General features: G+C 72.2%; 23 protein-coding genes. 11 read left to right on the top strand and 12 right to left on the bottom strand.

Annotated features, from left to right (window positions below; all coding sequences use genetic code 11):
- Window positions 1-3: 3 nt before the first annotated feature.
- Window positions 4-2,358, bottom strand: coding sequence for a glycoside hydrolase family 65 protein (locus G3I77_RS10335; RefSeq protein WP_248502389.1), 2,355 nt, complete (start codon window positions 2,356-2,358; stop codon window positions 4-6).
- Window positions 2,355-3,092, bottom strand: coding sequence for a beta-phosphoglucomutase family hydrolase (locus G3I77_RS10330; RefSeq protein WP_248502388.1), 738 nt, complete (start codon window positions 3,090-3,092; stop codon window positions 2,355-2,357). Before G3I77_RS10330 ends, G3I77_RS10335 begins: the two co-directional genes overlap by 4 nt.
- Window positions 3,093-3,195: 103 nt before the next feature.
- On the opposite strand from G3I77_RS10330, the gene G3I77_RS10325 reads away from it, so the two are divergent.
- Window positions 3,196-3,852, top strand: coding sequence for a nucleoside/nucleotide kinase family protein (locus G3I77_RS10325; protein ID WP_248502387.1), 657 nt, complete (start codon window positions 3,196-3,198; stop codon window positions 3,850-3,852).
- A 1-nt stretch (window position 3,853) separates the two neighbouring features.
- Window positions 3,854-4,459, top strand: coding sequence for a hypothetical protein (locus G3I77_RS10320; protein WP_248502384.1), 606 nt, complete (start codon window positions 3,854-3,856; stop codon window positions 4,457-4,459).
- A gap of 75 nt (window positions 4,460-4,534) precedes the next feature.
- Here the strand turns inward: G3I77_RS10320 and G3I77_RS10315 are convergent, their stop codons facing one another.
- The 5 genes from G3I77_RS10315 to G3I77_RS10295 form a co-directional block, all read right to left on the bottom strand.
- Entirely contained in the window at window positions 4,535-6,367 is a 1,833-nt protein-coding gene (locus tag G3I77_RS10315; RefSeq protein WP_248502383.1) for a hypothetical protein, read from the bottom strand.
- A 2-nt stretch (window positions 6,368-6,369) separates the two neighbouring features.
- A complete protein-coding gene (locus tag G3I77_RS10310; protein ID WP_248502382.1) occupies window positions 6,370-7,272 on the bottom strand; it encodes a carbohydrate ABC transporter permease in 903 nt (300 codons plus the stop codon).
- Window positions 7,269-8,180 carry a carbohydrate ABC transporter permease gene (locus tag G3I77_RS10305; RefSeq protein ID WP_059421278.1) on the bottom strand — a complete coding sequence of 304 codons (912 nt, stop codon included), beginning with the start codon at window positions 8,178-8,180 and terminating at the stop codon, window positions 7,269-7,271. Before G3I77_RS10305 ends, G3I77_RS10310 begins: the two co-directional genes overlap by 4 nt.
- 141 nt (window positions 8,181-8,321) lie before the next feature.
- Complete coding sequence (locus G3I77_RS10300) at window positions 8,322-9,635, bottom strand: extracellular solute-binding protein (protein ID WP_248502381.1); 1,314 nt, start codon at window positions 9,633-9,635, stop codon at window positions 8,322-8,324.
- A 274-nt stretch (window positions 9,636-9,909) separates the two neighbouring features.
- On the bottom strand, window positions 9,910-11,031 hold the full coding sequence (locus tag G3I77_RS10295; RefSeq protein WP_248502379.1) for an ROK family protein: 1,122 nt from the start codon (window positions 11,029-11,031) through the stop codon (window positions 9,910-9,912).
- Between the two features lie 238 nt (window positions 11,032-11,269).
- Between G3I77_RS10295 and G3I77_RS10290 the strand changes: the two genes are divergently transcribed.
- From G3I77_RS10290 to G3I77_RS10280, 3 genes are all read left to right on the top strand, one after another.
- Complete coding sequence (locus tag G3I77_RS10290; RefSeq protein WP_248502377.1) at window positions 11,270-12,169, top strand: BadF/BadG/BcrA/BcrD ATPase family protein; 900 nt, start codon at window positions 11,270-11,272, stop codon at window positions 12,167-12,169.
- A 222-nt stretch (window positions 12,170-12,391) separates the two neighbouring features.
- Window positions 12,392-14,308, top strand: coding sequence for a phosphatase PAP2 family protein (locus tag G3I77_RS10285; protein ID WP_248502376.1), 1,917 nt, complete (start codon window positions 12,392-12,394; stop codon window positions 14,306-14,308).
- A gap of 36 nt (window positions 14,309-14,344) precedes the next feature.
- Entirely contained in the window at window positions 14,345-16,015 is a 1,671-nt protein-coding gene (locus tag G3I77_RS10280; RefSeq protein ID WP_374385375.1) for a phospholipid carrier-dependent glycosyltransferase, read from the top strand.
- Window positions 16,016-16,034: 19 nt separating this feature from the next.
- Here G3I77_RS10280 and G3I77_RS10275 read toward each other — a convergent pair whose 3' ends face one another.
- The gene (locus G3I77_RS10275; RefSeq protein WP_248502374.1) at window positions 16,035-16,436 is read right to left on the bottom strand and encodes a DUF3662 domain-containing protein; all 402 of its coding nucleotides are present in this window, start codon (window positions 16,434-16,436) and stop codon (window positions 16,035-16,037) included.
- Between the two features lie 58 nt (window positions 16,437-16,494).
- Window positions 16,495-16,656, bottom strand: a complete 162-nt coding sequence (locus G3I77_RS10270; protein WP_248502372.1) for a hypothetical protein — start codon at window positions 16,654-16,656, stop codon at window positions 16,495-16,497.
- A 151-nt stretch (window positions 16,657-16,807) separates the two neighbouring features.
- Here G3I77_RS10270 and G3I77_RS10265 point away from each other — a divergent pair, with 151 nt between their 5' ends.
- The 4 genes from G3I77_RS10265 (at window position 16,808) to G3I77_RS10250 (ending at window position 21,478) form a co-directional block, all read left to right on the top strand.
- Window positions 16,808-17,725 (top strand): MurR/RpiR family transcriptional regulator, encoded by a 918-nt coding sequence (locus tag G3I77_RS10265; protein WP_248502370.1) that lies wholly within the window; start codon window positions 16,808-16,810, stop codon window positions 17,723-17,725.
- 258 nt (window positions 17,726-17,983) lie between these two features.
- Window positions 17,984-18,364 (top strand): hypothetical protein, encoded by a 381-nt coding sequence (locus G3I77_RS10260; RefSeq protein ID WP_248502368.1) that lies wholly within the window; start codon window positions 17,984-17,986, stop codon window positions 18,362-18,364.
- 43 nt (window positions 18,365-18,407) lie between these two features.
- The gene (locus tag G3I77_RS10255) at window positions 18,408-18,974 is read left to right on the top strand and encodes an antibiotic biosynthesis monooxygenase (RefSeq protein ID WP_248502367.1); all 567 of its coding nucleotides are present in this window, start codon (window positions 18,408-18,410) and stop codon (window positions 18,972-18,974) included.
- Window positions 18,975-19,081: 107 nt separating this feature from the next.
- Window positions 19,082-21,478: a SpoIIE family protein phosphatase gene (locus tag G3I77_RS10250; RefSeq protein WP_248502365.1), complete on the top strand. Its 2,397-nt coding sequence runs from the start codon at window positions 19,082-19,084 to the stop codon at window positions 21,476-21,478.
- Between the two features lie 245 nt (window positions 21,479-21,723).
- On the opposite strand, the gene G3I77_RS10245 is transcribed toward G3I77_RS10250, so the two are convergent.
- Window positions 21,724-22,212, bottom strand: a complete 489-nt coding sequence (locus tag G3I77_RS10245) for a flavin reductase family protein (RefSeq protein ID WP_248502363.1) — start codon at window positions 22,210-22,212, stop codon at window positions 21,724-21,726.
- A 9-nt stretch (window positions 22,213-22,221) separates the two neighbouring features.
- Window positions 22,222-22,920: a peptidoglycan-binding domain-containing protein gene (locus tag G3I77_RS10240; RefSeq protein WP_248502361.1), complete on the bottom strand. Its 699-nt coding sequence runs from the start codon at window positions 22,918-22,920 to the stop codon at window positions 22,222-22,224.
- A gap of 221 nt (window positions 22,921-23,141) precedes the next feature.
- Between G3I77_RS10240 and G3I77_RS10235 the strand changes: the two genes are divergently transcribed.
- A complete protein-coding gene (locus tag G3I77_RS10235) occupies window positions 23,142-23,813 on the top strand; it encodes a TetR family transcriptional regulator (protein ID WP_248502644.1) in 672 nt (223 codons plus the stop codon).
- Window positions 23,814-23,964: 151 nt separating this feature from the next.
- On the top strand, window positions 23,965-24,375 hold the full coding sequence (locus G3I77_RS10230; RefSeq protein ID WP_248502359.1) for a Zn-ribbon domain-containing OB-fold protein: 411 nt from the start codon (window positions 23,965-23,967) through the stop codon (window positions 24,373-24,375).
- A gap of 7 nt (window positions 24,376-24,382) precedes the next feature.
- On the opposite strand, the gene G3I77_RS10225 is transcribed toward G3I77_RS10230, so the two are convergent.
- Complete coding sequence (locus G3I77_RS10225) at window positions 24,383-25,720, bottom strand: Gfo/Idh/MocA family protein (RefSeq protein WP_248502357.1); 1,338 nt, start codon at window positions 25,718-25,720, stop codon at window positions 24,383-24,385.
- Window positions 25,721-25,750: the final 30 nt, after the last annotated feature.

The following is a 25,750-nucleotide window of genomic DNA, read 5'->3' as shown; positions in this document are numbered from 1 at the left end:
GGGTCAGCGGGCGTTCGGGGCGCGGTGCGGGGGCTGGCTCGGGGCCGGGCGGTGGGTCAGCTCGGGAATGGACCGGGAGACGGGCGCGTCCTCGCTCACCGTGAGCTCGGTGCCGTGGTGCCGGATGGTCAGGGGCAAGCCGGAGTTCAGGGTGTACGTAGCCCGGTCGGCGGTCAGTTCCACGCGCAGGCACCGGTCGAGGAAGCCCACCGTGAAGGCGAGCCGGCTGTAGCGCTCGGGCAGGCGGGGTGCGAACCGCAGGGTGCCGTCGCTGCACCGCATGCCGCCGAAGCCGGCGACCAGCGCCATCCAGGTACCGGCCAGCGAGGCGATGTGCAGTCCGTCGCGGGTGTTGTGCTCCAGGTCGCCGAGGTCCATCAGCGCGGCCTCGGCCGTGTAGTCGACGGCCAGGCCGAGATGGCCGGCCCGGGCGGCCATGACGGCCTGGACGCAGGCGGACAGGGAGGAGTCGCGGACGGTCAGCGGCTCGTAGTAGGCGAAGTTGCGGGCGATCTGCTCCTCGTCGAAGTACTCCTCGAAGAAGCTGCCGCCGGTGTACATCGCCAGCACCAGGTCGGCCTGCTTGATGACCTGCTTGCGGTACAGGTCGAAGTAGGGGAAGTGGAGCATCAAGGGGTACTGGTCCGGGCCGGTGCGGTCGAAGTCCCAGCGCTGGCAGCGGGTGAAGCCGGCGTGCTGCTCGTGCACGCCGAGTTCCTCGTTGTAGGGGATGTTCATGGCCTCGGCGGCGTCCCGCCAGGCGGCCCGCTCCTCCTCGTCGGCGCCGAGCCGCGCGGCCTCGTCGGGATGACGTTTGCAGGCGTCGGCGGCGGCCAGCAGGTTCGCCCGGGCCATGAGGTTGGTGTACGTGTTGTCGTCGGCGATGGCGCTGTACTCGTCCGGTCCGGTGACGCCGTCGATGTGGAAGGTGCCCCGGTCGTCGTGGTGGCCGAGGGAGCGCCACAGGCGGGCGGTCTCCACCAGCAGCTCCACGCCGACCTCGCGTTCGAAGGTCTCGTCGCCGGTGACGGCCACGTACCGCACGACGGCGTCGGCTATGTCGGCGCCCACGTGGAAGGCCGCGGTGCCGGCCGGCCAGTACGCGGAGCCCTCCGAGCCCTCGATGGTGCGCCAGGGGAACGCGGCGCCCCGCAGGCCGAGTTGGACGGCGCGTTCCCTGGCGGCCGGCAGGGTGGCCAGGCGCCAGCGCAGGGCCTCGGCGGCGGACTTCGGCGCGGTGTGGGTCAGCAGCGGCAGCACGAACGCCTCGGTGTCCCAGAAGGCGTGGCCGTCATAGCCGGAGCCGGTGAGTCCCTTGGCGGGGATGGCGCGCTGCTCGGCGCGGGCGCCGGCCTGCAAGACGTGGAACAGGGCGAAGCGGACGGCCTGCTGGATCTCCCCGTCGCCGTCGATCTCGACGTCCGCGCGCGCCCAGAAGTCGTCGAGGTAGGCCCGCTGGTCCTCCAGAAGCCCCTGCCAGCCGCTGTGCCCGGCCGCAGCGAGGGCCGCCTCGACCTGGTCGCTCATCGCGGGCCGGGAGCGGACGCCGGACCAGCCGTGCGCGACCAGCTTCTCCACGCGCAGCCGCTCCCCCGGTTCCAGGACGGAGGTGATGGTCAGCCGGGCCACGTCCACGTTGCTCTCGCTGCTCGTGGTGGTCCGTTCGGGGCCGGTGACCATGTGGTCGGCGGCCACGGCGACCCTGAGGCCGCTGCGGCGGGTGCGGTGGACCAGGCGCAGCCGGCTGCCCGAGGCGAGGTCCTCCTCCGGCTCCAGCGGTGACTTCAGCGCCCTGGCGGCACGCGGGTCGCCGTCCGGCTCGGGCAGGCTCTCGTTGGTGACGAGTTCCGACTGGACGACCACGCGGGTCCGGCTGTCGACGGGCTCCACCTCGTACGCCACGGCGGCTATCGCCCGCTGGGTGAGGGACACCAGCCGTGTGGAGCGCACCCGGACGGTCGAGCCGGCCGGGGAGGTCCATTCGCAGACCCGCTCCAGGACTCCCCGCCGCAGGTCGAGGGTCCGCTCGTGGGTGACGAGCCGCCCGTAGCGCAGGTCGAACGGCTCGTCGTCGACCAGGAGCCGCAGCACCTTGCCGTTGGTGACGTTGATGGAGGTCTGGCCGGACTCCGGGTAGCCGTAGCCGGCCTCGGCGTAGGGCAGCGGGTGCAGTTCGTGGACTCCGTTGAGGTAGGAGCCGGGCAGGCCGTGCGGTTCGCCCTCGTCGAGGTTGCCGCGCCAGCCGACGTGGCCGTTGGACAGGGCGAAGACGGACTCGCTCTGCGCCAGGACGTCGAGGTTGAGTTCCGACTCGCGTACGGTCCAGGGCTCGACGCTGTAGGCCCGCTGTGTGATCACTCCGTGTCCCCCAGTTCGGCGAGGTCCTGCACCACGATGTCGGCGCCGTGCCGGTAGAGCGCGTCGGTCTGTCCGACCCGGTCGACTCCGACGACGTACCCGAAGCGGCCGGCGCGGCCCGCGTCCACGCCGGCCAGGGCGTCCTCGAAGACGGCCGCTTCGGACGGCTCGACACCGAGGTCCTCGGCGGCGGCCAGGAACGTGTCGGGGTGCGGCTTGCCGGGGAGCTTGCGCTCGGCGGCGACGACGCCGTCGATGCGGACGTCGAAGAAGTGCTCGGCGCCGATCGAGCGGAGCACGTCACGGCAGTTGGCGCTGGAGGAGACGATCGCGGTGCTGAGTCCGTGGGCGCGGACGGCCTCCAGATAGCGCAGGGTGCCCTCGTAGGCCTCGACGCCGTCGGTGCGGATCTTCTCGAGGACCAGCTCGTTCTTGCGGTTGCCGAGTCCGTGCACGGTGTCGGCTCCCGGTGGGTCGTCCGGGTCGCCGTCGGGCAGGTCGATGCCGCGGGAGGCGAGGAAGGAGCGCACCCCGTCGGCGCGTGGCAGCCCGTCGACGTACTCGTCGTAGTCCGCCGCGTCGAACGGCCGGTAGTCCGCGCCGTCGCGCTCGCGCAGGAAGGCGTCGAACATCTCCTTCCAGGCGGCCGCGTGCACGACGGCCGTCTTGGTGACGACGCCGTCGAGGTCGAACAGACAGGCGTGGATGGCATCGGGAAGACCGAGCTGCGTCATACAGGACCGGTTCCCCACCCGGAGATGTTCCAGTGAGTGGCGCACGCCACATGGGCCCGGACGCGTGAGTTCACACCCGGGCGCGGGTGACACACTCTCCACTGTGCCGCTCACCTTCGACGACCTCGTCCTGCGCGCCCGCGCCCTCCCCCGGGGCGGACGGCGCGCGATCCTCGGCATCGCGGGCAGCCCCGGCGCGGGGAAGTCGACCCTCGCCGAGCACCTGGTGCGGGAGTTGAACGGCACCGGTGCCCCCTGGGTCGCGCACGTCCCCATGGACGGCTTCCACCTCGCGGACGCCGAACTGGAGCGCCTCGGCCGGCGGGACCGCAAGGGCGCGCCCGACACGTTCGACGCGGCCGGGTACGCGGCGCTGCTGGGGCGGCTGCGCGAGGAGACACACGACGACGTCGTGTACGCCCCCGGCTTCGAACGCGTCCTGGAGCAGCCGCTCGCGGGAGCGATCCCGGTGCCTCCCACGGCCCGTCTGGTCATCACCGAGGGCAACTACCTCCTCCTGACCACCGGCGCCTGGCCCCGCCTGCGCCCTCTCCTCGACGAGGTGTGGTTCTGCGAGGTGCCCGAGCGCGAGCGCGTCCGCCGACTGGTCGCCCGCCACGAGGAGTTCGGCAAGACGCACCAGCAGGCGGTGGCCTGGGTGTCACGCTCGGACGAGCGCAACGCGGAACTGGTCGCGACGACCCGGGGGCAGGCCGACCTGGTGGTGCCGGAGCCGGCCCTGCCGCGCGCCGAGGCGTGACATGGGGTTGGACATCACGGTGCTGGCGGTCGACTGGGAGCGGCTCGGAAGGACGCCGTTCGAGGAGCGGTACGCGCTGCTGCTGGATGCCGCGGCCCCTGAGGACGAGCTCGACGGGGACGCCGAGCGGCAGGAGGGCTGGTTGTGGCCGGCCGCGTCGCACGTCCCGTGGTGCGGCAGGTACGAGTTCCACAGCACCAGTGGCTCCTACAAGCCGCACTTCTGGGCAGGGCAGGCCTGGGAGGACGTACGGGGGCACGTCGGCCGGGAGACGCGCGACCACCTGGACTCGTTCCTGCGGGGACTGATCGGGGACGGAGGCACCGAGGGCGATACGGACTCCGGCCTGTTCGCCGGGGACCCCACCCCCTGGCGCCCCCGGCTGTTGCTCGCCTGCACACCTCCTGCCGTCTCGGCCCTGGCCGGCCGCTGGGCACGAGTCGAGCCCCTGCTGGAGAGCCTGCGTGAGCCCTTCGGCGCGCATCCCACGCGCCCCGGGCGGTGGATCGAGGACTTCGACGCGTTCTCCGTACTCCTGCGGGAGTGGGGTGTGGTGGTGACCGGGGCGGAACGACGCGGTTGGGGACTGGTCGGCCTGCCCCTGTGACGCCCGGGCCCCGGTCTCGGGCCGTGGCCGACCCACCCGCCGCAGACCCCTGGGTGACGGGTACGGAAGGCCATCTCACGCGGACAGCGTGAGCTCCGGTTCCCCCGCGGCGTCGCCCGCCGGATCCCCGATGACGGCCGTGAACGCCTCGGTGCGGACCCTCAGGGCCGTACCGTCGCGTTCGCATGCCGGCGTGAAGGCGCTGTCGTGCGGGCCGTAGCGGACCGCGAAGACGTGCAGGTCCTCGGGGGCGCCGGGGGCCGGTCCGGCCTCCAGGGCCGTCGAGGCGACCAGGTGGCGCCAGCCCTCGTCGGGGTTGCCGTAGCCGCGTGGGTCGGCGGCCAGGGCGAAGGCGGCCTGCTCCTGCGTGAGGTCCCCGCGGGCGTCGAAGTGGTGCGGGTCGTCCGGGGCCGGGTGGGTCAGGCGCAGGTCACCGGCCGACGTCACCCGGGGTTCGGCGGTCCTGCGGACCCGGTCCCCGTCGTCGGCGGCGTACGGCAGGCCGGCCAGCAGGTACGGCGTGCCCGGGAGGCGTTCCACCGCGACCGTCGTCCACAGGGTCGTGCCGTCGGTGACGTACAGGGACCGGACGTGGCGCAGCACGTGGTCGCGGCCGACGACCGGCTTGGTGACCAGCTTCGCCCGCAGACCCTCCGCTGCCACGTCCCGGACACGGACCTCACCCATCGGGCGGCACATCAGGAAGCCGTCGGTGACCGGGCCGAAGCCGTGCTGGCGGTTCACCGCGGCCGGCAGGTAGTACGTGCCCGCGGCCTCGACGAGGGACGGGGTCATGCGGCTGTCGAAGGCCACCGACACCGAGCCCGCGCGGAGTTGGTGACGGGCCGGAGCCGCTGACGGGGTGCGGTGCCAGCGCGTGGTGTCCTGGATCTGCCAGACCAGCATCCACGCGAAGTGGCCGTCGACCCCGCCGTCGGCCTTGCACGCGTGCCGGGCCCAGCGGCTGTCACCCCGGTAGCGGCCCAGGTCGGAGCCGATGCGGGCACCGAAGTAGCGCAGGCCCAGCACCGACTCGAAGGCGGAGTGCTGCTCGCTGTAGCGGGGGCCGCCGTTGTCGAAACCGCCGCCCGTGAGGCGGGCGTCGAGGTAGCGGGCGAGAGCGTCGCCGTCCTCGGCGAAGATCTCCTCGCCGCTGACCCGGTGGGCCTGGGCGAGGAAGGACAGGGAGATCGGGCCGTAGTTGTTGTCGTAGGCGCCGCCGTGCTCGGGCGGCAGGAGGGCGCCGCGGTCGGCGACCCGGTGGGCGCGGATCTCGTCCTCGTACAGCCGCAGGGCCTCCCGCCGCACCCGGTCGCCCTCGGCGGGCGGCAGGTGGCGGGCCAGCATCAGGCCGCCGACGACGCAGCCGATGGCCTGGTTGCCGGCCTCCTGCGGGTTGAAGAACGTCACCTCCGTCAGCCAGCGCCAGTAGCCGTGCGCCACCTCGACGAGCCGCGTGCGCTGTGCGTCGTCGACGAGGCCGTCCGCCGCGTCCAGGACGTTGACCGCCTGGAGCAGCGCCCACACCGTGCTCGGCCAGTCGCCGATGGGGTGCGCGCCGGCCGCCAGGGTGTAACGGGCGTACGGGAGGCGGGAGTTGCGCACCCGGAGGTTGGGGTAGCCGGGGTTGTCCTCGGTGTACACCCGCTCGTCCAGGTGGAAGGCGAGGCTGCGGCGCACCGCGTCGGGCAGCCGTGGGTCCTTGCCCCGCTGCCAGGCGAGGGCCAGCAGTGAGGTGACGCCGAGGGACGTGTCACCGATGTCGTCGACGCAGTCGGGGTGTTCGAGGTTGCCCTCCGGCGTCATGCGGGCCAGGGCCTGCTCGGTGACGTCGGCGAGGACGGCGTCGTACGCCTCCGGGGTGTCCGGGAGGTCGTGCAGCGGACCGCGCTGGTGAGGGAGGTGCACGGTCAGTCCTTCAGTCCGGCGTTGATGTCGGCGTTCATGACGTAACGCTGGAACACCAGGAAGACGACGATCAGAGGGATCATGGAGATGACCGATCCGCCGAGCACCACCGACCAGTTGATGTTCTGCGCCCCGACGAGGCTCTGGATGCCGATCTGCACGGTGAACTTTTCGGGGTCGTTGAGCATCAGCAGCGGCCAGATGTAGTCGTTCCACCGCCACTGGAACGACAGGATGGCGAGCGTCAGCATGATGGGCCGGGAGATCGGCACCATGATCCGCAGGAAGATCGACAGTTCGCGGGCGCCGTCGATGCGGGCGGCCTCGATGAGCTCGTCGGGGACCGTCAGGAAGAACTGGCGGAACATGAAGCACCCGGTCGCGGTGAGCACGGCCGGGAGGATGATGCCGGCGAGCGAGTTGTAGAGGCCTAGGTCGCGGACCACCAGGAACTGCGGGGCGAGCATGACCTCGGACGGCAGCATCGTGGTGGCCAGGATGCCGACGAAGAAGACCTTGAGCCACTTGTTGTCGTACTTGGCCAGCGCGTACCCCGTGCAGCAGCTGACTCCCACCGTGAGGAGCGTCGCGATCACACACACGATGGTCGTGTTGATGAAGTACTGGGAGAAGTTGGCGCTTTCCCACGCCGCCTTGTAACCCGAAACGGTGGGGTCTTCCGGAAACAGCGTCAGCGGAAGGGAGAACAGGTCTCCCGCCGGCTTGAAGGAGCTGAGGACGAACCACAGCACCGGCAGCCCGTAGAGGGCCGCCAGGACCCAGAGCAGTGTCGTCGCGGGCACCGCGCGCCGGAACCCACCACTGGCCGCGCCGCCGAGCCGCTTCTTGGGAACAGCCCGCCCGGACCCGGCGTCGACCTTGCGTGGCATGTCTGTGGTTGTCATCGGTTCTCCACCCGCCGGTTGACGATCAGCTGCATGAACGCGACGGCCATCAGGATGAGCATGAGCACGAACGACGCGGCGCTCGCGTAGCCGATCTGGCCCGACTTGAAGCCGGTCTGGTAGATGTACTGGACAAGCAGGTTGTTCGACGTTCCGGGTCCGCCGTTGTTGAGGGAGGCGAACAGCGGGTATTCCTTCATCCCGTGGATCGTGTTGAGCAGGATGACGATGAAGGACGTCGGCGCGATGCTCGGCAGGGTGATGCTGAAGAACTGGCGCCACGGACCGGCGCCGTCGAGCGCGGCCGCCTCGTAGTACGACGTGGGTACGTTCTTGATCGCCGCGATGAACAGCAGCATCGAGAAGCCCGTCCAGGCCCAGGATGCCGCCACCACGACCACGATCAGTGACAGGTCCGCGTTCGACTGCCACGGAACGGCGCTTCCGCCGACCTTCTCGATGAGGTAGTTGACCAGTCCGAAGTTCTCACCGAACAGCCACCGCCACAGGACACCCACGACGATGGGCGACAGCAGCCACGGGATGAAGAAGAAGACGCGGGCGACCGACACGCCCTTGGCGTGCTTGCTCACCAGCACGTTGGCGATGAGCAGCGAGAACACGAAGTTCAGTGGAACGAAGAGCACGGTGTACAGCAGCGTCCGGGTCAGCGCGTCGAAGAAGGTGGAGTCACCGAACAGGTTGCTGTAGTTGTCCAGTCCGACGAACTGGAACGCCCCTACGCCCGTGTAGTTCGTGAAGGAGTAGACGAGCCCGATCACCGCCGGCCAGAGGAAGAACAGCGCGAAGAGCACGACATTGGCCGCGATGAGGACGAGCGGCGCAAGGGTGTACTTACTGCGGCTCCTGGGCGGGCTCGCGGACACGTCCGGGGCGCGTTTGGTCATCTTCCTGACTCCGTGCTGGTGGAATGGGTTCCTACAGGGCTCAGGCCATGAGCCCGGCATCGCGTGGGTCTCGATGCGTCAGACAGGCCCTGGGCCGGGCGGCGGTGTCTCGACCCCGCCGCCCGGCCTGTCGGCCTGCGCTCAGCCGCCGACCTGCTGGTTGTAGCCGGCCACGATGTTGTCCAGCGCCTTGTCGGCCGACTGCTGGCCGTTGATCGCCTTGCCGAGCTCCGTCTTGGTCGGGTCCTCGGTGAGGCTCTTGCCCTTCAGCACCCAGTTCGTCTGCGCGGTGTTGAAGTAGCCGGAGATCGGGTCGTAGAGCGGGATCGACTCGTTGTACAGCTTGAACGCCGCCTGCGCCGCCTCGGACTTGAAGGGGTACTTCGGGGTCAGACCGCTCTCGACCGGCAGGAATCCGGACGCCTCGCACAGCGCCTGGTAGTGGGCCGGCTCGTACAGCCAGGACAGGAACTTCGTCGCGGCGGCGGCCGCGTCGCCGTTGTTGTTGAAGCCCACCGTCATGCCGCCGCTGTTGACGTCGCTGGCCTGCACCGGCTCGGCGGGAGTCGGGACGCTCGCCCAGTCGAACTTCTTGATGCTCTCCGCGAAGGCGGGCACCTGCCACACGCCGGACCAGTAGGCGACCACGTCACCGCTCTGGAACATGGCCGACGGGTCGGCACCGCTGGTCCACACCGACTTCGGCATGGTCTTGTCGTCGTTCATCTCGACGAAGCGCTTCACGGCCTTCTTGGTCGCGGCGTCCACCGAGAACTTGCCGGAGGAGTCGGCGTGGACGTACTTCCCGCCGAGCTCGTACACCATGGCGCGGAGCCGGGAGGGCGACTGGTCGAACGTGAGGGAGTACTTGGCGCCGGTCTTCTCCCGGACCTTGTCCGCCGCCTTGACGAATTCGGTCCAGGTCCAGGTCTTCTGGGGCGAGGCCGGGACGGAGACGCCGGCCTTCTTGAACAGCGTCTCGTTGATGAACAGGCCGGAGGCGGTGATGTCCGAGGGGATGGACAGCACCTTCCCGGACGAGTCCTTGGCGATGAAGTTCTTGTTGATCTTGTTGCTCTTCTTGTTGGCGATGGAGCCGAGGTCGATCAGCTTGTTCGCCCAGATCGGGTCCAGCTTCGGCACTGCCGCCACGTCGGGCAGGGAGTTCGCCTGCGCGGCGTTGCGCAGCTTCGCGTCGTAGCCGTCGTAGGGGATGTTGACGAGGTTGACCTTGACGCCGGTTTCCTTCTTGTACTGCGCCACCATCTTCTTCCAGCCCGCGTCCTGCCCCGGAACCGTGGAGATCCAGAACGTCAGCGACTTGGAGGTCCCGCCCGAGTCGCCACCCGACCCACAGGCGGAGAGGAGGAGGGCAGCTGCCGTGGCCACGGCCGCGAGAGGAACTACGCGGCGTATGCCGCTGCGGCGGGAGCGCCGCACACCCAGACTGGTCATCTTCAATCCCTTTTCGTCGTAGCGGAAGAAGCACGGCGCCAGCCGAGGCGGCACGGGTGCATTTTGCAGGAGATTTCGCTTTCCGGGGGCACGGCCTCGCCCGGCCGCGTCGCCCTGACGGGTGGCGTCCCCGGCCATGACGGCCGGCACCGCACAAGCACGCCCTCGTGCGGCTGCCGTACTTCACGTACGGGCGGGAGGCTCACCCGGAGTCGGCGTCCCGGCCGACTCAGAAAGCGCTTGTCCGGACATTGGCAGACCGATGGCGCAGCCGTCAATGCTTCGCCCGCACAGCTCCGGTCACGGTTTGAATTCCATGGGCGACCGCGAGCCTGCTGGCGCCCGCCACCGTGCCGGCGTCCCCCACCACGCTGCTGACCACCTCGGTGGGCCAGCTCAGCCGGTCCAGCTCGGCCCGCACCCCGGGCAGGAGCTGCGGATCCGCTCCGGTACCGCCCCCCAGGACGATCAGGCCGGGGTCCAGTACGGCGGCGACGGCGGCGGCGAGCCGGCCCACATCGGCGGCGTGCTCGTCGATCACGGACCGGGCCGTGACATGCCCCTGCCCGGAGAGGGCGAGGAGCCGCTCGGCGGTGCGCGGGCGGGGGCCGTCGGTGTCCCGCCAGGCCTCGGCCGCCCGGCGCAGCAGCGTGCGCGACCCCATGCGCTGCTCCAGGCCCTCGTGGCGCGGGGCGCGGCTCTCGTCCCAGGGGTAGGGCAGCCGGGCCACCTCACCGGCGGCGCCGTTCGCGCCGCGCAGCACCCGGCCGCCGATGACGACGGCGAGACCGATGCCGACGCCGATGCGCAGGTAGCCGAAGGTCTCGCGGCCGACGGCGGCGCCTTCGTGCAGTTCGGCGAGGGCGGCGCAGTTGACGTTGTTCTCCAGGTGAACGGGGACGCCCTCGGGCAGCGCGACGGCCATGGCGTCGAAGACGGGACCGGCCTTGGCGGTCGCGGGGCGTTCCCCGGCGCCCTCGCGGTCCCGGGTGGTGACGTCGCCGACGGCGACGACGACGGCCCGCAGCGGGGCCCCGGCGGGCAGCGCGTCGAGGACCTTGCGGACGGTGCCGGCGGCCTCCGGCCGGGACCCGGTGCCCTCGGCGAGCAGTGTGCCGTCCAGGGCGCAACCGCGCACCCGGGTCCTGGCGGGGCCCAGGTCGACGGCGAGCACCGCGCCGGAGGCCGGGCCGAGCCGGTAGACGGCGGCGCTGCGGCCGGTGCCGCCGGAGGCCCGCCCGGAGTGGGCGGCGAGCTCGACGGCCTCGAGTTCCGCCACGGCGGTGGAGACGGTCGGCTTGGAAAGGCCCGCACCGGCCGCCAGCTGGGGGCGGGTGGCCGTGCCCGACCCGGCCAGTACGTCGAACACCACACGGGCACTCTCACTCAGGTGCATGGTCTCCCCAGGTCGTGCTGCGGCCGAGCGGGACGGCCGCAAGGGTCGCGCGGCATCGGGAATTCCGTGCCTCTTGACGCACCCTACTTCGTTAGTTAACTTCCTAACGAACTTCACGGTACTCGCCTGCCGTGTTCCGCAGAAGCCCGTCCCGGGGCTTCCCTACCTCTTCAACTGCCGTGGTACGACGGGCGGTTCGCCTGCCGTCGCCGTGCCGCGCAACGACGAAAGAGGACCCGTGCAGGACTCCACGCCTTACGCGGTCGGTATCGACGTGGGCGGCACCAAGACGCAGCTGCGCGCTGTCGCGGGCGACGAGGACACCGTCGACCGTGTGCGCAGCAGTACGGGATGGCGACCGCACGACCCCGGGGCCGCCGCCGACTGGCTGGCCGCCCTGGTCGCCGACGCCCTGCCGTCTCACGCACGACCGTCCGCGCTCGCCGTGGGCGGTCACGCCTGCGAGACGCCACGCCAGTGCGCGGGCATCCGGGCCGCCCTTCAGGAGCGGCTCGGGGTGCCCGCGCTCGTCGTGGGCGATGCCGAACTGCTCGTACCGGCCGCGGGGCTGGACAAGGGTGTCGGTCTGGTCGCCGGTACCGGTTCGGTCGCGGTGGGGCGGCTGCCCGACGGTGCCGCGGTCCAGGTCGGCGGCTGGGGCGCGGTACTCGGCGACGAGGGCGGCGCGGCCGGCCTCGTCCGTGAGGCCGCGCGGGCCGTCTGGGCCGCGCACGACCGCGGTGAGGAGCCCGACGCGCTGGCGACCGGGCTGGTCGCCGCGTTCGGGGTGGCCGAGGTGCCCGCGCTCGGAGCCGCCCTGGAGTCCGCCACGGACGTCTCCGCCGAGTGGGGCCGCCGCTCCCCCGCCGTGTTCGCCGCCGCCGAGGCGGGCTCGCCGCCGGCCCGGGCCGTGATCGCGGACGGCGGCCGGGCGCTCGCCGGGCTCGTCGTACGGCTCGCCGCCCGCGGGGTCCCCGTGGACGACGTGGTGGTGGCGGGCGGCACGGTGCTCGCCCAGCCCGCGCTGTACGAGGCGTTCGCCTCCGCGCTGGCCGAATCCCTGCCCGGGGCCCGGCCGCAGCCGCTGCGGGTGCCGCCGGTCGCGGGCGCGCTGGCCCTGGCCCGTTCGCTCTTGTGAGGCGAGCTGCCGCCGTTCACCTTCCGGACACCGGCCGGTGGCCGACCTCTCTTCGAAAGGTCACACCACGGCCGTAGATCTTCGCTCGTACACAACAGGTGCCACAGAAGCCGTCAGAGGCACCAGAAGTCGCACACGCCGCATCTCCCCGGCCGCACGGCCGAAGCACCGTCGCGCAACGCCAACGACATCTTCTTCGCAGAACTCCAGAGAGGCGCACCCATGCCGTCATCAGCCGGGCACCGCTCCGCCGCCACCGTGAGCAGGCGGGGCTTCCTCCAGACCTCCCTCGGCGCCTCGGCGGGCCTGCTCGCCGCACCGACCCTCGTCTCGTGGCTCGGCGCCGCGGACGCGAAGGCCGCCACGGGCTTCGCCGCGTTCGTCGACGACTACAAGTCGAACGTCCTCACGAACCTGACCCCGGAGACCAACGCCGTCGTCCGGGTCCTGGGCTGCATGTCGAAGGTCTGGAAGACCGGCGACGCCTGGAACACCGGCCGGGTCCTGGACCGCGAGGTGCTGCGCGCCAACATGCGCTACTGCGCCCGTCTCACGCAGGCCCGCACCGAGGCCCAGGCCAAGGAGGCCTTCCTCTACGACCGCCAGCACCAGAGCTACGCCATGATCGCCGCTCTCGGTCCGCTGGCCGAGCTCTACAAGGAGGGCGCCAAGGCGGTCACGTCGATCACCACCGCCCCGGACGGCACACCTGACGGGAAGGTCCACGACACCCTGCCCGACGACGCCCCGGCCGGATCCGCCCTCGGGGCGGGCTCGTACGAGTCGGACCTCGGCCAGGTGGCCAAGCTGGTCGACACGGTGCGCGGGCCGTTCGCCTCGGGCAACCCGGGCAAGTTCGCCTTCCAGTACCCGCGCCCGTGGCGGATGAACGAGGACAGCGAGGTCGTCGACACCGGGAAGAAGGACGCGCTGGGCTACCCGGTGTACGACTCGGACGTCGTCGTCGCCCCGCAGCTGCTGCGCCAGCGCTCCGAGAACGCGCAGGAGGACGGCGGCTTCCCCAGCGGCCACACCAACGCCTTCCACCTGGCCGGTCTGGCCTTCGCGTACGCGGTGCCGGAGCGGTTCCAGGAGCTGGTGACGCGGACGTTCGAGCTGAGCCACACCCGGATCATGGCGGGCATGCACTCCCCCGTCGACGTCATCGGCGGCCGGATCATGGCCACCGCCCTGACGGCCGCGGCCCTGGCCGACCCGGCGAACGCGGAACTCAAGGCCGCGGCCCGCGCCCAGGCCCTCGCCTACTTCACGGAGCGGACCGGCACGACGGCGGACACGCTGTACGGCCACGCCCACCCGGGCGACGGGGACGCCTATGCCGACCGCGAGGCCAACGCCCGCGCGGTCGGGCCCAAGTTGACGTACATCCTGCCGCGCCGCGGCCGAAAGGACCCGCTCACCGTGCCGAAGGGCGCGGAGGTGCTGCTGGAGACGCGGCTGCCGTACCTGACCGCGGCCCAGCGGCGCGAGGTGCTGCGGACGACCGCGCTGCCCTCCGGGTATGTCCTGCTGGACGGCTTCGAGCAGTGGGGCCGGCTGAACCTGTTCGCCGCGGCGGACGGCTACGGCGCCTTCGACCGGGACGTCACCGTGACGCTGGACGCGGCGGCCGGCGGCTTCCACGCGGCCGACAGCTGGCGCAACGACATCGACGGCGACGGCGGTCTGACCAAGCGCGGCTCGGGCACGCTCACCCTGACGGGCCACAACCGCTACCACGGCGGGACCGTCCTGGAGGCCGGCACGCTGGTCGCCGCGTCGCCGGGCGCCCTGGGCGAGGGCGACGTCCGGGTCACGGGCGGCACCCTGCGCGCGGACAAGGTGCTGCGGGTGTGCGGCTCGTACGTCCAGGAGGGCGAGTCGACGCTGGAGCTGCTGCTGCGCCGGAACCACGGCCCGGCCCTCACGGTGGACCGGCGGGTGCTGCTGGGCCGGGGCAGCGTGCTGTCGCTGCGGCTCGACGCCGAGCGGCCGCCGGTCGCGGGGACCACCGTTCCGGTCCTGTCCGCCGCGCAGCTGCGCGGCCGGTTCGACCGTGTCGAGCTGGACTCGAAGACGCTGCGAGCCGTGCCCGTCCACACGGCTGACGGTCTGTCGGTGCGACTCGTGAGGCGGTAGCGCTTTCCACGGCGGGAGCTGATGCAGAGTGGGTCCATGAGGGACCTCCGGATCGCTCCCGCCGTTCCCCGGCCCGTGTCGCTCTCGCCCCCGGCACCGGCGGACGGCGCGCGCCGGCCCGGCAGACGGTGGCCGGTGCCGCTCCTCGTGGCCGTGCTGCTCGCCCAGATGGCCTTCGCGATGGTCACGACCGCCGTGCAGCAGACCCCGACCATCGACGAACCGGTGTACGTGGGCGCGGCCTCGGAGTACGTGCACGAGCACCGGCTGCGGCACAACCCCGAGCACCCGCCGCTCGGCAAGCTGGTCATCGGTGCGGGGGTCGCCCTCGCGGATCCGCAGGTCGACCCGGGCTTCGCCGGGGACCAGGGGCAGACGGGCCGGCATCTGCTGTACGAGTCGGGCAACGACCCCCGGCGGCTGATGCTTTGGGCCCGCCTTCCGGTGATCGCCCTGACCCTGTCGTTCGGGCTGGTGGTGTTCGCCTTCGCCCGTGAACTGGCCGGGCCCGTCGCGGCGTTGGCCGCGCTCGCGCTGTACTGCTTCTCCCCCGACGTCATCGCCCACGGTTCGCTCGCCACGCTCGATGTGCCGGCCGCCGGTTTCGTGCTGACCTCGGCGTGGCTGGTGTGGCGGGCGCGCCGGAGTCCGCGGCTGTATGTGCCGCTCGCGGGGGTGGCGCTCGGCGCCGCACTGGCCACGAAGATGAGTACGTTGCCCGCTGTGCCGGTGCTGACGGTGCTGGCCGGGGTATCCGTGTGGCGGGCGTCCGCGGGAGGCCGGCGCCTCCCGCGTGCGGTGGCCGGCGCCGGCGGGGTGGCCCTGGCCGCGATCGCGGTCGTGTGGGTCACGTATCTGATGGTCGATCCACGGCTGCGCTGGACTCCGGAACAGCATGTGCCCGTGGTGCACGGCCTGCGGGGGCTGCTGGTTCGGCTCCTGCCCTTCCCGGAGGCGTACCGGGACGGGATGCGGGTGCAGTTCGGGCTGGAGAACCGGCCCTGGCAGGGCTTTCTGTTCGGGCGGCTCTACGACGGCTCGCTCTGGTACTACCTGCCGGCCGCGCTGCTGGTGAAGACCCCGCTGGGGATGCTCGCGCTGTGGGCCGGGGGTGCCGTGGCCGTGGTCGCGGTCCGGCGGCTGCGGCCCGCCGCGCCGTATGTGCTGGCCGCTCCCCTGGTGCTGCTGGCGGCGGCCATGCAGGGGGCGCGGGACTTCGGGACCCGGTACGCCGTGTTCCTGCCGCTGTTCCTCGCGGTGGCGGCGGGGTGCGTGCTCGTGGCGCGGCGACGGTGGGTGTCCGTGGGAGCGGCCGTGCTGGTGGCGTTCACCGCCGTGAGTTCGGTGCGGGCCTGTCCCTACTATCTGCCGTACTCCAACGAGGCGTTCGGGGGGCCGGGCCGGACCCGGGAGTGGCTGCACGACTCGAACGTGGACTGGGGGCAGGATCTCGGGCGGCTCTCGGACCGGCTGCGTGAGCGGTACCGGGGTGAGCGGGTGTGGCTCGTGTACAAGGGGAGCGGGGTGCCTGCCTTCTACGGCATCGAGGCCTCGGATCCCCGGCGGGTGCCGGTCCGTGAGGTCCGGGGACTGCTGGCCGTGTCGGACTCGGCGGCCGCGAAGGCCACGGGGCGGCTGGCCGAGTTGATCGGCAGCAGCCGCCCCGTCGATGACGTCGGGCACTCGATCACGCTGTATCGCCGTTGAGTGCTGTGGCGCGCCTTCGTCAGTGCGTGGCGTAGAAGAAGCCGTCCGCACTCACGTTCCGCATGACCCGCCCGGCCACCCGATAGCGGCCGTTGGGCACGTCGGGGCACCTCGCCACGTGGACCGCCAGCGGGCCGGCGAATTCGTAGCCGCGGCGTTCCGCGTGGCGGGACAGGCTGTCGGTGAGGGCCTGTCCCACATCGGTGCCGGTGCGGGTCAGGTGGTCGTGTACGTCGTCGGGCAGTTCCACGTCGTAGGCGTTGGGGACCATGACGCGGCCCTCACGGCACACGACGGCGTTGTTGTCGCACTCGCGTCGCAGGGCGTCGAGGACCTCGACCGGTTCCTTGTCGAGGAGCCGCGCCCACAGCGCGTCCAAGCGGTTCTCCAGGGTCTGTTCCAGCGCACTCAGCGCGCCCATGCCGTCTCACCTGCCGCAAGCGTCGTCGGTTCGGTCGGGGTGCCGGGGAGGGGAGGCCCTACCGGTCGTCGTAGTCGTCGGGGCGCACCTCGGCCTCCTCCAAGGCCTCGCGCATCGTGCGGCCGGTCCCGCCCGGCGGGCGGGTGCGGTTCTCGTCCTGGTGATCCAGCAGGTCACCGGTGGTCTCCGTCTTGGGCCGGTTCTCCTCGGGGACGGTCATGACGCTCCTCTCTGCATCGTGTGAGGGGGCGGGTTCCCGCCGGGCGTACGGGTATCCCAGCTCCGGGCCGCTCATGCTGCCCGATGACGCCCTGGTCACTACGGTGCGTGAGCTATGTTGAACGTCCGTGGGAGACGAAGGAGGCGCACCGGTGCCATCGCCGCAGCAGGCACGCGCACAGGCATCCGCGATCACCTCGGGGAAGGCCGCCCCCGAAGCGGAGGTCTCCCCGTCCGCCCAGCTCAGGTCGCTCTTCGACCGGCCCCGGCTGTCCCCGGGGCAGCGGCGCATCGCGCAGTACCTGATCGAGCACATCACCGAGGCGGCGTTCCTGTCGATCACGGATCTCGCGGACCGGGTCGGCGTCAGCCAGCCCTCGGTGACGCGGTTCGCCTCGGCGGTCGGCTTCAGCGGTTACCCGGCGCTGCGGGAGAAGCTCCAGTCGATCGCGCTGGGCACCCTCGCCGTCGGCCCGGCCGAGGAGAACCGGGGCAACGAACTGCAGGCGGCGGTCGACACCGAGATCGAGAACCTGGAGAACCTGCGGCGGGACCTGGCCGACCCGAGCGTGGTCATCGACGTCGGCCGCAAGCTCTCCTCGTCCGCCCCGCTGACGGTCCTCGGGCTGCGCATCTCCGTCTCGCTCGCCGAGTACTTCGCCTATGCCGCCCGCCGGATCCATCCGGACGTACGGCTCGTGACGCGGGGCGGCAGCGTCGCCTACGACGCGCTGCTGCAGTCGCGTGAGGCGGGCGGTACGTGGGTGCTGGCGTTCTCCATGCCCCGGCACGCCCAGGAGACCCTGACCGCGGTGCGGGTCGCGCGCGGAGCCGGGCTCAAGGTCGCCCTGATCACCGACCTGGCGCTCGGGCCGCTGGCGGACGAGGCCGACGTCGTCTTCGCCATCGGGACCGGTTCGCGACTGGTCTTCGACTCCTACGCGGCGCCGGGTGTGATGTGCTCGGCGCTGCTGCAGGCCATGACGGACGCGGATCCGGAGCGGACGCAGGCGCGGCTGGAGGAGTACGAGCAGGTCGCCGACCAGCACCAGTTCTTCCTCAGGGACTGAGCGGCGCGCGGCGGACCCCACATGGGAGCCATCCGCAACAAAGCGCGCATGAATGTTTTCATGCTCCTTGCAAACCGGATGGCATATATAAATACTGCTCACGGATCGCGACCCGGTAGTTCCGGATCCGTTCCGCACCCGTGGAGCCGGGTCCTACCCACTCCGGGTCCCGGGTGTTCGTGGCGGCCCCGGCCATCCCCTAGGCCGGGGCCGCCCCGACCCGTCGTTCACCCTCACGACGCCGCACACCCGGAAGCGATGATCATGCACCTGACGACCACGCGCATCAGCCCGGACTGGCCCTGCCAGGTCAAGACCCCCGGGAGCTACGACTGGGAGCGCTCGGCGGCCAAGTGGCTGCGCGAGCTGGTCCCCACGCGCTACGCCGGATACCCCGTGTTCATCCGCCACCCCGTCCTCCTCGCCCGGCACGCCCAGATCCAGGTCCAGAACGAGATCCGGGTCGCCCGCACCGCCCTGCAGACCGCCCGCGCCGACCTGCCCGGACTCGGCCTGCACGAGGGGGTCATCGAGCACACGATCAAGCTGTACGCGGCCGAGGTCATGCAGCTCCAGCACATCGCCCGCAGCGTCAGGGCGGTCACCCAGGCCCTGGTCGAGGCGAACCGCCACCCGTGAGCCGGAGGGCATGACCCGCGCCGCGCGTGGCACACGTGGAGGAATGAGCACCACCGAAGCCCGGCGCGGCGAGCCGGTCACCACGGTCCTGACCTGGCAGGTGCGTCCCGGCCGGGAGCGGCGGTTCGAGGAGTGGACGCACGGCATCACCCGCTGCGCCAGACAGTTCCCCGGCAACGAGGGCGTCTCCTGGCTGACACCCGAGGACGGCCACCGCTACCACGCGGTGCTGCGCTGGTCCGATCAGCACCGGCTCGCCGCCTGGCTGGAGTCCGAGGAGCGCGCGCACTGGCACCGGCGGATCGAGGACATCGCCGCCGAGGTCAGCAGCGAACGCCAGTCGACGACCGGGATGGAGACCTGGTTCAGCCTGCCGGGCACCACCGTGCAGGCCCCGCCCCGGTGGAAGATGGTCCTCACGACCTTCCTCGGCGCCTACCCCTTCACCCTGCTCATCCAGTGGCTGGTGGCGCCCCGCACCACCGGCTGGCCGCTGCCGCTGCGGGCCGCCGTCTTCCCGCTGGTGCTGCTGCCGGTGCTGACCTATCTGGTGATGCCGCGGCTGAGCCGGCTGCTGCGGCTGTGGCTGTATCGGCACGACGGCGGCTGACCGGTCCCCCGCGGGGCTGATGTGACCGACGGGGCGCCTGGGGCGAGCGCACAGTCCGCGCGCACAAGGCGGTCTTCGAATCGGGCCTGGTGTGCAATGCTCAACGCGTGACGAGCGAGCCCGTGACGCCGGCGCAGCCCGGTGCCGCACCGGACCTGGTCGAACTGGCCAAGATCGTCGCCCGGCAGCGCGCCGAGCTGGACCGGCTGCGCGACCAGGCGGCCAGCTCCGCTGTCATGGAACGGGCCAAGGGCGCGGTGATGGCGCTGACCGGGTGTTCCGCCGACGCGGCGGGCGAGCAGCTGCTCCAGCGGGCCAAGGCCGCCCGTCGCACCCTGCTGGAGGAGTGCTGGATCACCCTGGGCCGTCTCGCGCCCACGGCGCCCGGCCCGGGCAGAGCGAGCAAGCCCGCCGGTGCCGGGGCCTTCGACTCCGAAGCGGACGCCCTGGAGCAGTCGGCCACGCCGGACGACGTCACCGCCGCCCTGGCCCGACTCGGCCAGGCCCTCGTTCGGGTGACGACACCCCACGACCTCGCCCGGTGTCTGCTGGAGCATCTCGGCCCCGACATGGCGGCGGACGCGGTCCTGATCTACGCCCGCAGGCCCGACGGCGGCCTCGAACTGATCGGGCACGCGGGCGTCGACGACAAACTGGCGGCTCAGTGGTGCCAGGTGCCGCCGCTGAGCGGAATGGCGGCGCTGGACGCACTGCGGGCGGGCGAGCCGCGCTGGCTGGAGGACTTCGCCGCGGACGAGCGGCGGTACCTGCTCATCGGCGACCCTCCCGATCGGTGGCGCTCGCGTGCCTGGCTGCCGGTGCTCGCCGCGGGCTCGGCCGAGGTCTGCATCGGCGTGCTGCGCGGCCGTACCGGGGTGTTCACCCCGCGCGACCGCGCCCACCTGCGGGGCGTCACCGGGCTGTGCGCCGGCCGGCTGCGCGCCTTCGACACCCCGCCCGAGCGGGACGGCGACGCCGCCACGGACGCGGTGCAGGCGCTGTTCGAGGCGCTGCCGGTCGCGGCGATGCTGCTCACGCCGCTGCGGGCCGCGACGGGCGAGACCGAGGACTTCCGGGTGGAGGCCGCGACCGCACAGGTGGGTGACCTGCTGGGCCGGCCCGGTGAGCAACCGGCCGGGCGGCGGCTGCTGGAGCTGCGGCCGGCCCTGACGGCCGAGCCGCTGTGGCGCGACTGTCTGCGGGTGCTGGCCACCGGAAAGGCATACGAGGGCGAGCCGTTCGCGCACGAGGAGGTCGTGGCGGGCGTCGCCGAGCTGTTCGTGTACACGGCACGGGTGGCGGGCCTGGGGGACGCCCTCGTCGTCTCGTGGATCCGGCACGGCTCCTCCGACCGGCAGGAGCAGCGGCTGGCGGACCTGCAGCGGCTGGGCAATCTCGGCTGGGCGAACTGGAACCTGGCCACGCAGGAGGCCTCCTGGTCGACCCAGGTGTTCTCCCTCGTCGGCCGGGACCCGGCGCACGGCCCGCTGCGCCTGTCCGAGGTACCGCAGCTGGCGCTGCCCGAGGACACGCCCGCGCTGACGCGCGCCGTCGATGAACTCGTCCACGACGGGCGGCCGTTCGACGTGCCGTTCCGGATCCGCGCGAGCGGCGGCATCCGGCATCTGCGGCTGGTGGCCGAGGCGGTGGCCGACCGGCACGGCACGCCCGTCGAGGTGCACGGCTTCGTGCAGGACATGACCGCCCGGCGGCAGGCGGAGCTGGCCCTGGTCGAGAGCGAGCGGGCCATTCTGACGCAGCACGACGTGCTCCGGGCGGAGCGGACCCTGGCCACCCGGCTCCAGCACGCGCTGCTGCCGATGGCCAACCGGCCGGTGCACCTGGCCGGGCTGCGCGTCGAGGTCGCCTATCTGCCGGCCCAGTCGGGTGTGCACGTCGGCGGTGACTGGTTCAGCGCCATCGAACTGCCCGACGGTGACGCACTGCTGGTGGTGGGCGATGTCGCCGGGCACGGGGTCGACGCCGTGGCCACCATGGCCCAGCTCCGGTTCACCGCGAAGGGCATGGTCATCACGGGCTCGTCCCTGACCGGCGCGCTCGCCCGGCTGAACACGTTGCTGCTGCACTCGCGCGACTCCCACGCGACCGCCACCATGGTGCTGGCCCGCTACGACCCCCGCCGCCGGCGCCTGGTCTGGGCCCAGGCGGGGCATCCCCCGCCGCTGCTGCTGCGTGACGGCGAGGCGCGGTATCTGCGCCGCCCCAGCGGCATGCTGCTCGGGGCGACCGCCACCCCGGCCTACCAGGAGGCGGAGTGCCGCCTCGACCCGGGCGACCGGCTCATCCTGTACACCGACGGCCTGGTCGAACACCCTCCGGACAGCATCGACCGGGGTCTGGAGCAGCTCGCCGAGGCGGTGGCGGCTCCGCACGGCGACGGGCCCGGGTCGCTGGGGCCGCTGCTCGCGCGGATGCTGCCGGACGAGCGGCGGGACGATGTGTGCGTGGTGGACGTCCGGGTTCCCGGGGTCAGGGAACGGTAGGGCCACGCCGGCTCACGAGTCCCCGCGGTGGCGCCAGTACCACCACAGGCCCACGAGCAGGGCCAGCAGGAACAGGGTGGGCAGCACCAGGCCGGGGATGCGGGAGCCGTTCATGGGCGTGGCCTTCGGTTCGCGGCGGTTCGGGCGCCTCGTGCGTCGCCCCGGTCCAGGGTGACGCCGGGTGATCCCGCCGTTCCGCTGCTTTCCCCAGCCCTTGCCCGGCGTTCGATTGAAGGGGAGCGGCGTCAGCCGACCGGGTGACCCGGGTCGATGGTGACGGCGTCGGAAAGGCGCAGCAACGGCCCGTCGTGCCCCTCGTGTCCGCCCCACTCGACCGGGTCGAGGACGAAGCCGATGTGGTCGCCGCCGCCCGCGCGCGTCACGATCCGGCCGACGAACCAGGCCGGCGCGTCCTCCAGTACAAGGGCCCCGCCGTACGCCTCCCGCAGGCGGACGTCCTGGAACTTGTCCGTCCGGTCGCCGGTGTGCCCGCCGAACAGCTCGGCGAGGCCGCGCTGTTCGCGTCCGAGCAGGTGCACGGCGAGGACCTCCGCGTTCCGGGCCACCCGGAAGGTGTGGTTGAGCTCGGACAGCCACACCACGAACCGCACGGGCCGAAGCGAGCACTGCGAGGCGAACCCGACCAGACAGCCCGCCCGTTCACCGCCCGCGGCGGCCGTGACCACGTACATGTCGGGGTTCAGTCGGTCGATGAACGCGTCCATGCCGGCCATGGTCACACATCAGCTCGAGCCCGCCGGGGTGCGGGACTCCAGTGCGGCCCGGGTGTCGTTGCCGTAGACGCCGGTCTCGTCGCCGCGGATGCCGTACCAGAGCTGGAAGCGGGCGACGGCCGCGGTGAGGGTGGGGTCGTAGCGGCCGCTGGTGGAACCGTCCCGGTAGACGTCCGGGATGTTCAGGAGGCGTTGCTGGAGTTCGGTCACCTCGGGGCCGGTGGCGCCCTCGCGCAGCGTGCCGGGGCCGTCGGGGTCCACGGGTGCGGTGGCGGGCGGGGTGGGTGTGGGGTCAGGGGTGGAGGGGGTGGAGGGGGTGGACCGGGGCGGTGCGGGCACGGGCGCCGCGCGGTCGGCGCTGTGCTCGCCGCGGAGCAGGAGCGCACCGCCGAAGCCGATCACCGCGGCCGCGAGGACGGCCACCGCGACGGCGGCGCGGCGCAGCCCGGCTCCCGGGGGTACGGCGTCCGTACGCCGTCGGGTCCCGCGGGCGACGGGCGGGATTTCCTGTGTCAGGGCCTCGGAGCCGGCCGGCCGCCCCGGCAGCGCGACGGACTCGTAGCCGCCGGGTTCGGGTTCGCGGCCGCTCTCCTGCTGGAACTCCCGCATCAGCTCCGCGAGCGCGTCGGTGCGGCGGGGCCGCAGGACGCGGATGGGTTCGAGGGCCGGGCCGTCGTGCGGCGGCCGGGGCTCGGACGGTGTCGACACGCTGCTCTCCTTCGTCCGGGCCCGGGGTGCCCGTCTTCGAGGATCGTCCTGCCGCTAGATACGCGGCTGCCGGGCCCGGGGTTCAGAGACCGCTCAGGTCCGGCGGGCAGTGCACTCAGTACCTCCCATCGAGTGCACTGAGTGCCACGAGTGGTGTGCCGGGTGCTACGTTCGCGCTCATGAGCTCCGAGAAAGCCGAGGCCGGCCCCGGGAAGCCGCCCATGCGGGACGCCCTGGTGGCGGCGGCCTTCCAGCTGTTCCTCGAGCGGGGGTACGAGCAGACCACAGTCGACGACATCGTGGCGCTCGCCGGTGTCGGACGGCGCTCGTTCTTCCGCTACTTCCCCTCCAAGGAGGATGTGGTCTTCCCCGACCACGAGCGCTGCCTGGCCGACATGACGGCCTTCCTGGCGGAGGGCTCCGACGACGACGAACCCGTGGGGCGGGTCTGCGACGCGGCCCGGCTCGTCCTGCGCATGTACGCCGAGAACCCGACGTTCTCCGTGCAGCGCTACCGCCTCACCAAGCAGGTGCCGGGGCTGCGCGCCTACGAGCTGTCGGTCGTGTGGCACTACGAGCGGGCTCTCGCCGAGTACCTGCGCCGGCGCTTCGCGACCCGCCGGGACGGCACCCTGCAGGCCGACGTGATCGCGGCGGCGGTGGTCGCGGCGCACAACAACGCGCTGCGCTCCTGGCTGCGTTCGGACGGGCAGGGCGAGGCGAGCACCGCGGTCGGCCACGCGCTGGCCTACGTGCAGTCGGCGTTCGGGGGGACTCCGGTGCCGCCGGCCGTGGCGCGGCAGGAGGAGGACGTGGTGGTCGTCGTCTCGCGGCGCGGGGCACCGCTGTGGCGGGTCGTGCAGGAGATCGAGGCGACGCTCGGGCGGGGCTGAGCCTTCGCACATTGAGGGTACGGAGTGCCTTTACGAGTGGCACTGAGTGCCATACTCTGTGCTGCGTGCACGGTGGCACGGCGAACCGCGCACACGTGTGCGCGGGTGATCGCGTGCGCGGATTCCGGCCGAGTGCAGGGAGTTGACCAGCGTGTACCACTCAGGAAGCGTCACTCAGCAGGCAGCCGGCTCCGCGACGGGTCTGCTCGACCCGAGGGGCCAGGACTCGGAGGCCATCCTCTTCCAGCGCTGCACCTGGTGCGGCACCGCCATGTACCACCGGCTGCTCTGTCCGGTCTGCCGGGGCAGCGAGCTGCGCACGGAGCGCGCCGAGGGCACGGGCACGGTGCGGCACTCCACCGTCGTGCACCGCAACACCCCCGCGGCGCGCAACGTCTCCCTGATCGAGATGTCCGAGGGCTTCGTGGTGCGCGGCCGGGTGATGGGCCCGCCGATCGGCATCCACAGCGGGGACCGGGTACGGCTGTCCACGGCCAAGGACCCGGTACGGGGCGAGCCGGTCTTCCAGCTGCTGGACGAGCCCTACCGGGCCTGGAGCTGACGTCCCCTCAGTCGGCGATCAGGTCGTCGGTGCGCACCGGCCGTCCCGTCTCGAAGCTCCGGTTGGCCGCCAGTCCGACCGCCAGGGCCAGTGCCCCGTCGCGTTCGGTGGCCGTCGGATGGGTGGCGGCGGCGATGTCCGCCGGGCGGTGGGGGCCGGCGGGGCCGAACAGCGCGTCGAGCATGCGCGGATCACCGCCGCCGTGGGCCTCGTGGGCGACCGCGAGCGGCACGTCCACCGGGGGCTGCCACAGCGGGCGCAGGGTCAGGCGGGCGCCGCCCGCGTGCTCGGCCGCCGCGTCCCCGTGCACCGCGCCGACCGCCGAGGCGACCCGGGTCGGCGGCGGCTGCCAGCGGCTCTCCTCCACCTCCAGCTCCAGCCGGCCCGCGCTGCCGTTGAACATCACCCGGTAGCCCTCCCACGGGGAGTAGGCGCTCAGGTGGTACGTCATGGTCGCGCCGCGCGCGTAGCGCACGAGGACGGACATGTCGTCCTCGATGGTGACCGGCCCGTCGAAGACATTGCGGTCGCGCAGATAGCCGTCGTCGCCTTCGGCGTCGAGGTAGAGGGCGCGCAGGGTGTCGTTGGCCGCGAGGTCCAGGGCGAAGGGGTCGTCGGCGGCCCGCTCGGCGCCGTGGGCGCGGTCGTAGTGCCGGCGCAGTCCATGCCGCTCCCCCGCCTCGCGGCCGTAGAAGCCGAGCCGCCCGTAGCCGAAGGCCTCCCGGGGCTCGTCGGCGAGCCACCAGTTCACCAGGTCGAAGTGGTGCGAGGACTTGTGCACCATCAGGCCGCCGCTGTGGCGCTTCTCGCGGTGCCAGCGGCGGAAGTAGTCGGCGCCGTGCCGTACGTCGAGCAGCCACTCGAAGTGGACCGACAGCACCTCGCCGATCGCGCCGTCGGCGAGCAGGGCGCGGACCTTCTCGTGCACGGGGTTGAAACGGTAGTTGAAGGCGACGGTCAGGGAGTTGCCGGTCTCGCGGACGGTGCCGAGGATGCGGGCGCAGCGCCCGGCGTCGACGGTCATCGGTTTCTCGGTGACGACCCGGCAGCCCGCCTCGAGGGCCGGGACGATGTAACGGTCGTGCTCGGCGTCGACGGTGGTGACGACGACCTCGTCGATGCCCTCCTCGGCGAGCAGGTCGGTGAAGCGGTCGGGCTCCCACGTGGTGGCGGCCGGTGCGCCGGTCTCGGCCAGCAGCCGGTTGTGGAAGGCCATCCGGGTCGGGCTGGGGTCGCACAGCGCGGCCACGACGTGGCCGGGGCGTTCGGCGAGGCCACGGGTGAACAGCTGGGCCCGGTGGCCGGTGCCGACGACGGCTGCGCGCAGGACGGGAGTTCGGCTCATGGCAGGTGCCCTTTCCCGCGGACCGGGCGT

The sequence above is a fragment of the Streptomyces sp. D2-8 genome, assembly GCF_023184515.1.
GTDB lineage: Bacteria > Actinomycetota > Actinomycetes > Streptomycetales > Streptomycetaceae > Streptomyces.
This window is presented reverse-complemented; position numbering and strand designations above follow the sequence as displayed.